The sequence below is a fragment of the Streptomyces griseus subsp. griseus genome (assembly GCF_000720255.1).
Classification (GTDB): Bacteria; Actinomycetota; Actinomycetes; order Streptomycetales; family Streptomycetaceae; genus Streptomyces; species Streptomyces griseus_I.
Genome location: NZ_JOJE01000141.1, coordinates 1 through 679 on the forward strand (window position 1 = coordinate 1; position 679 = coordinate 679).

At 68.9% G+C, this 679-nt stretch carries 1 protein-coding gene; it reads left to right on the forward strand.

The features are described 5' to 3' along the window. A partial coding sequence (locus IG99_RS43500) for an IS3 family transposase (protein WP_037684573.1) occupies positions 1 to 679 on the forward strand: 679 nt, incomplete at both ends.

Sequence of the window (679 nt, forward strand, 5' to 3'; positions counted from 1 at the left end):
CCTGATCGAAGCGGTGAAGGCAGAGTTCGAGACGTCCGGCGGCACCTACGGCTCGCCGAAGATCTGGATCAGGCTGGTGAGGCAGGGCTGGCGGGTCTCGGTGAACACCATCGCGAAGATCATGGCCGGGCTGGGCCTGGTCGCGCGGAAGGTGCGCAGACGGCGGGGGCTGACCCGGCCGGGCAAACGGCCGGCCGCCCCGGACTTCGTGCGCCGCGACTTCACCGCCGAGGCACCCGACCTGGTCTGGTGCGGGGACATGACGGAGATCGAAACCGGTGAGGGCAAGCTGTACCTGGCCACGGTCATCGATCTGTTCTCCCGCCGCCTGCTCGGCTATGCGATGGGTGCCCGTCACGATGCCGAACTGGTCGTCGCCGCTCTGCACATGGCCGCGGCGACCCGCGGCGGGGACGTCCGCGGCGTCATCTTTCACACGGACCGCGGCAGCGAGTACGGCTCTCGGAGGTTCCGCCGGGCCTGCCGCCGGCTGGGCGTCTTCCAGTCCATGGGCCGGGTCGGCTCCTGTTTCGACAACGCCGTCAGCGAGGCGTTCAACAGCGTGCTCAAGGTCGAGTACGTCCACCGGCACGCCTTCACCACCCGCACCGCGGCCCGGATCCGGATCGCGACCTGGATCACCGACTTCTACAACAGCCGTCGGCTACACAGCGTGTGC